The sequence below is a fragment of the Nitrososphaera sp. genome, from assembly GCF_036397675.1.
Taxonomy (GTDB): domain Archaea; phylum Thermoproteota; class Nitrososphaeria; order Nitrososphaerales; family Nitrososphaeraceae; genus Nitrososphaera.
In genome coordinates, this window is sequence record NZ_DASWIL010000027.1 from 130324 (window position 1) to 137470 (window position 7147).

A 7147-nucleotide genomic window follows, 5' to 3' on the forward strand; every position below is an offset into this window, starting at 1 on the left:
CAATCGCAGGCTTTATCATTCAAGTAGGCTCACGCGTAGGTGTGCGCATCCCGTTACTTGACGGGGCAGAGCAGGCAGGCGGCAAGGGCATTGCCGCCAAGATAGGCCTTGCGGCCGGCCCGCTTGTATTCGTCCTTGTCGTGCTGTCGCCCGTCGAGGGCCTGTCCTACGAGGCGAAAATAGTCCTCGGGCTTGCACTGTGGATGGGAAGCTGGTGGGTCACCGCGGCGATACCAATCTACGCCACGGCCCTCGTGCCCATAGTAGTGCTTCCTGCCGCCGGCGCCATGCCGCTCGCCGACGTGGTGGAGCCTTATGCTGACAGGATAATCTTCTTGTTCATGGGCGGCCTCCTGCTGGCAAAGGCGGTTGAAAAGTCGGGCGCCCACAAGCGGTTTGCGCTTGGGATAGTGGGCCTGTTTGGCACCAAGCCCAAGTACATAGTCGCCGGCTTTATGGTGGTTACAGGCGTGCTGAGCGCCTGGATGAGCAACACCGCGACTGCGATGGTGATGGTGCCAATAGCGGCCGCAGTAGTCGCGCTTGTGGCCGACGAGCGCCAGCGGTCAAGGTTTGGCGTCTGCCTCATCCTCGCAGTGGCATACTCGGCGTCTCTGGGCGGGATGGCCACGCTTGTCGGGACGCCTCCGAACGCGGTCTTTGCGTCACTTTCAAAGTCGTTGCTGGCAGTTGACGTGAGCTTTGTACAGTGGATGGCAGTTGGGGTTCCTGCAAGCGCACTTTCGATATTTGTCGCCTGGCTGTACATGGTCCACGTGGGGACAAGGGTGGACGGCGTCGTGATAGCCGGAGGCAGGGAGCTTGTCAGGGGCATGCTCGCCGGACTTGGCAGGATGACCGGGCAGGAAAAGGCCGCAGTCGCGTTGTTTGCTGCCGCGGCGCTTGCATGGATAACCCGGGGGCTTGTATGGGGGCATCTTGCGCCGGGAATAGACGACGCCGTGATAGCGATCGCCGCGGCGATGCTGGCATTTGTAATAACTGCAAAAGCAAGTGGTGAACCGGGGCAAAAGAGGAAGCCACTGCTTGACTGGGAGGCGGCAAGCAAGGTCCCGTGGGGAGTGCTCCTGCTGGTCGGGGGCGGGCTGTCGCTTGCTGGCGCCTTTTCTGCAACCGGGCTCGACGCGTGGCTGGCCGGCAACCTAGCGTTCCTCGGCGGCATGCACTACCTCGTAGTCGTGCTCATGATAGCGGGGGTGACAGTCATTATCAGTGAGATGATAAGCAACACCGCGACCGTAGCCCTGATAATACCTGTGTCCGCGTCGCTCGCGGGCGCGCTTGGAATCAACCCGATGCTGTTGATGGTTCCTGTTGCGGTGGCCAGCGCCTATGGCTTCATGATGCCAGTCGGCACGCCTCCAAACGCGATCGCGTTTGCGTCTGGCTACGTCACGGCGCCCAGAATGGCGCGAGTAGGTGTGGTGCTCGACATAATCGGCGTCGTCCTTGTGAGCGTCATCTCGGCGATCCTCGTGCCGCTTGTATGGAAATAAGTAAGTGCGGTCACCGGGATTTGAATTCCCGCCCACCTTTCTTTGCAAAAGAGTGGGTCCCGGGTTACGGGCTTGGAAGGCCAGTGTCCTAGACCAAACTGGACGATGACCGCACTTAACGTAGCCGAAGCGACGAAGGATATTAAATCTATGTGGTAGGTTAAACTAATCATAATGAATTGAGGGTTGAGCTTTACGACCAACGCAATAGCTGGAAATTACTCTAACGGAGAGGCAGTTGAGTCTCCAAAGGACTAAAATCCATCCCTCGGAAAACTAGAGGATTCAAATTTTGCAAAATTCCTTACATTCACATATTCCTATAACGCACTTTTTAGACCCATGAAGGTGAAAGTCCCTTTCATGGCCACATTTACATTCATTTCTCCTCAATCCGATGAGTCTTTCTATGAAGCCCCTATGCGAAGAACTGTACTGCGCCTGGTTCATTATGACTCCTAGAAGTTCAGTTCGTATATAGTTAAGGATGTAGCTTTAGTGATTACAATCCGCAGAGAGAAATTGCAGGATTTGGGAAGACATCAAAACACCGTGCTCATTGAGGAATAGACTTCTACGGAAGCCTCATGATAAAAGAAACGCGCGCAACAACTCGCATACCATCGCAGGTTTTTCAGCAAACGGTGCATGTCCAGCATCTTCAACCACATATGATACGGCATTTTCTATCCCTTTTCTGAATGCCTCGCAGTAATGGATGGGGATCAGGACGTCTTTTCTGCCCCAGACTATCAACGTCGGGTTCTTGATGTGCTCTAGATTTTCAATCCCAAGCTGGGTGTTGACGCTGTTTTCGTATGCCGATTTGAAAGCAGCCTGCGCACCCTGCTGGTGAATCCTGTAGATGAAACCGTCAACCAACGCTTCCGGAATCCGTATCGGTTCTGACACCATTTGCTCGAACACCCTTCTGACTGATTCTTTTGAAGGACTCATTGCTGCCATGGCATACTCTTCAAGCAACGGGGTTGGTCCTTGCAACATCCCGGAAGAGTCTATCAAAACCAATTTGTCAACAAGCTCGCGTTTTTCTGCTGCAAGCTGCGCTGCTACATAGCCTCCAAGGGAATGTCCTATTAGACTTGGTTTGCCGCCGTCGAGACCTTTCTGACGCAAAAAGTCTTCCACAATCGCAACAAAATAGCCTATGGTGTAATCTGTCGAAGGTTTGTCGCTTCCGCCAAAACCAGGAAGATCCAATGCAATCGTATGAAAACCTGCTAGTGACAGGGCTTGCGGGATGTCCAGCCACCTGTCAGATGACGAACCTAACCCGTGAATGAACAAGAGATGCCTGCCGTTGCCCTGTTGTTTGAACCACGACGAGATAGTTGACTTGTCCGCGCCCCACTCTTGGTATCTTATTTTTAGAGAACAAATCGTTGTGAACGATTCCATACCCAGGACACTATTCAAATGCGCATATTTGTTTCATTGCCAAGAGCCACGTTTTTCCGTGTTAGCCGTCGGTTTGTTTCCGTTTTGGACTGATTAACCCCGAGTATCTTATTTAAAGCCCAAATCCTGTTTGCATAGGAGAAAATACCTAAATGCTACATTTCTCATGCCAAATACAAGATCGACAAGTTTATGCAAGTGCGCATGCACGGGGATTCATGGGCGGAAAAATCCTTTCCGAAATAAATGCTCATCAACTCAAAGAAGCTGTAAGTGAAGACACCGTTGCGGTACTGGTCTTAGGTGCATGTGAAAATCACGGTAATCACATGCCTTTTGGTTCGGACTTCATAATGCCATATGAGTTAGCCTGCAGGCTTGCTAGCCGATACGACAGACTGTTAGTATTGCCGCCCGTCCCTTATGGGGTCAGCTCGCACCATAAGGACTTTCAAATGACGATGAGTCTAGAGCCGGAAACCATGGTTGCAGTCATCCGCGATATACTGGAGAGCCTAGTCGCCAACAGGATTGAAAGAATTCTGATAATCAACGGGCATGACGGGAACATCAGTCCAGCCGAAATAGCCGCAAGGGTCGTAAAAGAAAACAATCCCAAAGTCGTTATTTCGTGTATTGAGTCCTGGTGGACACTTGTAGGAGAGTTTGACAAGAGTCTCTTCGATGTATGGAACGGCCTCGGGCATGGAGGAGAGGCAGAGACGTCTGCTATGCTGGCAATAAGGCCCGAGCTAGTCGACATGAATCTGGCGCCGGAACAAGTTGTGCCAGCCTTGCCGGACAATATCAGGATATACTGGAAGTTTAGCGAGCTGACAACTACTGGAGCCACAGGAGCGCCTAGGAGAGCGACGGCAGAAAAGGGCAGGAGAATAATTGAGATCCTTGAAAACCTGCTTGTCAGCTTTATAGAAAATATGGACAAGAGTAATTGGAAATACGGTATCATGAAGTAAGTCTGAAGACCTACCGCAGGAACGGAGCCTATATTTACCGTCCAAGTAAATGTTGCAGGCGCTGGATCTTCCTGATTCGCCGTATCAACGGCCTTCACTTTGAAGATATGGCCACCAAACTTTAGCCTGCTGTAGCTTATCGGGCTTGTACAAGAAGTAAATGCCGCTCCGTCCAAGCTACACTTGAACCCTGCAACACCGACATTATCAGTCCCTTCAAATCAAAGGTAAACTTGATCGATGTTGAACTTGTTGTTCTTCCATTCTGAACGAGAGTATTCTTCAGCATTGAAGTAGAAGAACCTCCAAGCGCGCCAAGAAATAAATCTTATCAGTCTGGGAAGATGATGTTCAGCACCGTGTTAACGGCCTTGTTCTTTATCTTGCGCTTGTAGTACTCCTTGCCCTTCTTTGGCGCGTCGAGAGCCTTTTCAGCCTCGACTTCGTGGACAGGCCGGTGGTCCAGCGCCCCGTAGAACTGGACGCGGATGTTCTTCATGCTCGATATGACTGTCGCGTTGAACGTGTCGTGCAGCCACACTGAGCCAATGAAGTAGATGAAGGGTGGGTTTGGCTTTTTGCTCACCATGCCATAGATCCGGTCAAGCGCGTGCGACACATTCTTTGAGTCGGTGTCTATTGCAATGATGTCGGGCTTGACGCCTCCTTTCACCAGCACGTCCTTGACCTTGTCCGACGGCTGCTGGTCGCCGACTATGATGACCATCGTCTTGTGGCTGTCCGGCCTCGACTTGACTATAGTGTTGTAATTCTCAAGGGCGAGATTCACGCGCTCTTTGATGTAATCGGGCAGCCCGCCGTCCTGCGCCCCGCCCCTGTGCACGGCATAGACCACAAGCAAGTTGCCGTCCGTAAAGCGATATTCTGACATGGACTAGATGACAGCCTCACGCCGACCAATATAATTATTTCAGAAAAACGACGCGACTGCCTTTCTCGGCGCGCATATCTGCCTCTCAAGCTCGTCGAGGCGCTGGAGCGCTTCCGGGCTCTTTTGCAGCTCGCGGAAGGACTTGTCGTGGCGAACCTTTTTCACGACCACCATGACTTCCTCGTGCGTGACGCCGTGCTTGATATCGTATTCAATCTGCTTGGCGCAACTTGAGACGGTGCTGTATTTCTTGTAGTTGCGTTTTTCAAACGAAGAAGCGTCGGGAGCCACGCCCTTGACAAAGCGGACAATTACTTTTTCAACGTGTTCAAGGTGCCAGTCTTTCATGGCATAATTGTTAGCTTTCATGGCCCAATTGACTTGTATAGCAGGCTATTTAATCTCTTGTTCAAAGGTAGTCGTCGAGCTTTGTTTTTTCCTGTCCCGGGATCTTCGCGATCTCGAAATGCTCTTTCGGCTTGAGCAGCGTCGCTGTCGCGTCGATCCCAAGCTTTGTAGTGAGCAGGTTTACTTGGTCGCTTGACGGGTCAAGGCTCGAGCCCTTTGCGTTTGGCAGTATGACGAAATCCTTGTCCGCCTGGCACCTTGACGCTATCGCGTACTCTACTGCGACGGCATCTGAGGGGTCGATGTCTTCGTCAACTATGGTGGCCATCTTGAGCGACGGATGAGCGGCAAATGCAGCAAGTATCGCGTTCTTGGGCTCGCCTTCCAGCCGTTTCTTGATCTGAATTACTGCTGCAAGCCAGTTGCTCCCACCGTCCGTGAGATGGACTGCCTGCGTCGTAGGCACCACGCTCTTGACATAATCGTACATCTTTGCCTCGACAGGCAGGCCCATCAACAGGCGGTGCTCTGCGTAGCCGGGCAGTATGTCGTGGTATATCGCGTTGTTGCGGAGCGATATCTTTTCTAGTTCGAAAACGGGCTGCTTGCGCCTGAAGTCGTAAGTCCTTAGCATCTCGACCATCCACTCCTCGTGCGTCCTGTCCTTCAGTATCCTGCCTTCAAGCACAATCTCGGCGTGGCCTGGGACCAGCGCCTGCGCGTATCCGGTCTTGACAAGCGACAGGTCGCCTTCCAAAAGCGAGTTTGCAATCAGCATCTCGTTGACGCCGTACGCGGCCTGGTACGCCGCGGCGATGCTCACGGCAGGATGGACGCCGATTGCTATTGCGACTTTCAAATCCTCGCCGTGGTCGCGAGCATAGGTGTAGCACTTGTGCAGGTGTCTCCCCTCTACCATGCGGATGGCCATGTGCTTCTCGTCAAGGCGCAGGAGCCTGTGCGTAGAAGAGTTCTGGTTGCCCTCCTCCTGGTCCTTTGCAAAAACTATCGAGGCCGTTGCAAATGCGCCGGCGTCCTTTTCGAAGTGCGTGACTATCGGGAGGTCCATCAGGTTCTTGGACGTGTGCTGCTCAAAGAGGCCTTTTGCGATTCTCTTGGGTTCTGCAAGTTTGCCGAGCGCTTCAGCCATCCTCGCGTGTATCGCTTTTTTGGTCTCCATCACGCCATGCGGCCTCCCCTTTGCGCCGATGGCAAGGTGGAACCTCTTCGCGGTGCCGCAGATGTTGCTCACTACAGATATCTTGCTTGCACGCACATTGTCGAAAACAACCGCCTGGCCGCCGTCGAGCTTTGAAACCACCGCCGCAATCTCGAACTTTGCGTCGACCTGCTTTTTGACGTGGACAAGCTCGCCCTGCTTTTCTAAAAGCGCCAAGTAGCTGCGTAGGTCTGCGTTATCTGCCATCTTTGTCCTTCCTTTCCTCCACGATATTCATAACCTCTCCCATAATTGCTTTCATGTCTTCCAGCCTCAGCTGCGTTGTTGCATGAAAGGAGACTGCGCAGATGCCGTTTATCATCGACGCCACCTTCTCAGCGACCGTATTTGCGAAAAGCGGGTCGTTCCTGCTCGGTATGACCTTCACAACGCTTGTGTTGCTTGACGAGCTCAGTGCGACTGAAATGGCGCCGAGCTTGCGCTCGCCTTCAGAAATAGAAAGAAAACAGCCGTTGCTGTAAAAACTGGCCTCGAGCAGGAAATTCCTGCCGGTTGCACTTACTTTGCGCTGAACGTAGGCGTCAGAACCGCCCTCCATTGCCAGTCTTGCTCGTCCTACCTAGACCTGACAGCGATGGGCTTGGCCACGCTGAGCCTCTTGGCCCTTGCGCGCAGCTTTGCCTTGTACTTCAGGTTCCTCGGTTTCGTGCGAAGCCTGTAGCCGCAGCATGGGCACCAGAGGCCGTCCCACTTGATGAATATCTCGCAGATCTGACAGCGCTTCTGGCCGCTAGCGTACCTTCCAGAGCCGACC

Annotated in this window: 8 protein-coding genes and 1 tRNA gene; 2 read left to right on the forward strand and 7 right to left on the reverse strand. The window is 52.9% G+C overall.

The window, feature by feature from the left end; translation table 11 throughout:
- The first annotated feature begins 41 nt into the window (after positions 1–41).
- Positions 42–1517, forward strand: a complete 1476-nt coding sequence (locus tag VGA14_RS06370; protein WP_331002914.1) for a DASS family sodium-coupled anion symporter — start codon at positions 42–44, stop codon at positions 1515–1517.
- Positions 1518–1522: 5 nt separating this feature from the next.
- On the opposite strand, the gene VGA14_RS06375 is transcribed toward VGA14_RS06370, so the two are convergent.
- Positions 1523–1630 (reverse strand) — tRNA-Gly (locus VGA14_RS06375).
- 472 nt (positions 1631–2102) lie between these two features.
- The gene (locus tag VGA14_RS06380; RefSeq protein ID WP_331002915.1) at positions 2103–2936 is read right to left on the reverse strand and encodes an alpha/beta hydrolase; all 834 of its coding nucleotides are present in this window, start codon (positions 2934–2936) and stop codon (positions 2103–2105) included.
- Between the two features lie 218 nt (positions 2937–3154).
- Between VGA14_RS06380 and VGA14_RS06385 the strand changes: the two genes are divergently transcribed.
- Positions 3155–3913, forward strand: a complete 759-nt coding sequence (locus VGA14_RS06385) for a creatininase family protein (protein ID WP_331002916.1) — start codon at positions 3155–3157, stop codon at positions 3911–3913.
- A 331-nt stretch (positions 3914–4244) separates the two neighbouring features.
- Here the strand turns inward: VGA14_RS06385 and VGA14_RS06390 are convergent, their stop codons facing one another.
- The 5 genes from VGA14_RS06390 to VGA14_RS06410 form a co-directional block, all read right to left on the reverse strand.
- On the reverse strand, positions 4245–4805 hold the full coding sequence (locus VGA14_RS06390) for a hypothetical protein (protein WP_331002917.1): 561 nt from the start codon (positions 4803–4805) through the stop codon (positions 4245–4247).
- Between the two features lie 39 nt (positions 4806–4844).
- Positions 4845–5174 carry a hypothetical protein gene (locus VGA14_RS06395; RefSeq protein WP_331002918.1) on the reverse strand — a complete coding sequence of 110 codons (330 nt, stop codon included), beginning with the start codon at positions 5172–5174 and terminating at the stop codon, positions 4845–4847.
- A gap of 40 nt (positions 5175–5214) precedes the next feature.
- Positions 5215–6579 carry a UbiD family decarboxylase gene (locus tag VGA14_RS06400; protein WP_331002919.1) on the reverse strand — a complete coding sequence of 455 codons (1365 nt, stop codon included), beginning with the start codon at positions 6577–6579 and terminating at the stop codon, positions 5215–5217.
- Entirely contained in the window at positions 6569–6931 is a 363-nt protein-coding gene (locus tag VGA14_RS06405; RefSeq protein WP_331002920.1) for a hypothetical protein, read from the reverse strand. The genes VGA14_RS06400 and VGA14_RS06405 overlap by 11 nt, the downstream gene beginning before the upstream one ends.
- A 17-nt stretch (positions 6932–6948) precedes the next feature.
- Positions 6949–7147: hypothetical protein (locus tag VGA14_RS06410; RefSeq protein ID WP_331002921.1), on the reverse strand; the 199-nt coding region annotated here is incomplete at its 5' end.

Bases quoted from the DNA above. Each gene is read 5' to 3' on its own strand.
- VGA14_RS06380 (WP_331002915.1), bottom strand. From the start codon at position 2,936: ATGGAATCGTTCACAACGATTTGTTCTCTAAAAATAAGATACCAAGAG.
- VGA14_RS06385 (WP_331002916.1), top strand. From the start codon at position 3,155: ATGGGCGGAAAAATCCTTTCCGAAATAAATGCTCATCAACTCAAAGAA.
- VGA14_RS06390 (WP_331002917.1), bottom strand. From the start codon at position 4,805: ATGTCAGAATATCGCTTTACGGACGGCAACTTGCTTGTGGTCTATGCC.
- VGA14_RS06395 (WP_331002918.1), bottom strand. From the start codon at position 5,174: ATGAAAGCTAACAATTATGCCATGAAAGACTGGCACCTTGAACACGTT.
- VGA14_RS06400 (WP_331002919.1), bottom strand. From the start codon at position 6,579: ATGGCAGATAACGCAGACCTACGCAGCTACTTGGCGCTTTTAGAAAAG.
- VGA14_RS06405 (WP_331002920.1), bottom strand. From the start codon at position 6,931: ATGGAGGGCGGTTCTGACGCCTACGTTCAGCGCAAAGTAAGTGCAACC.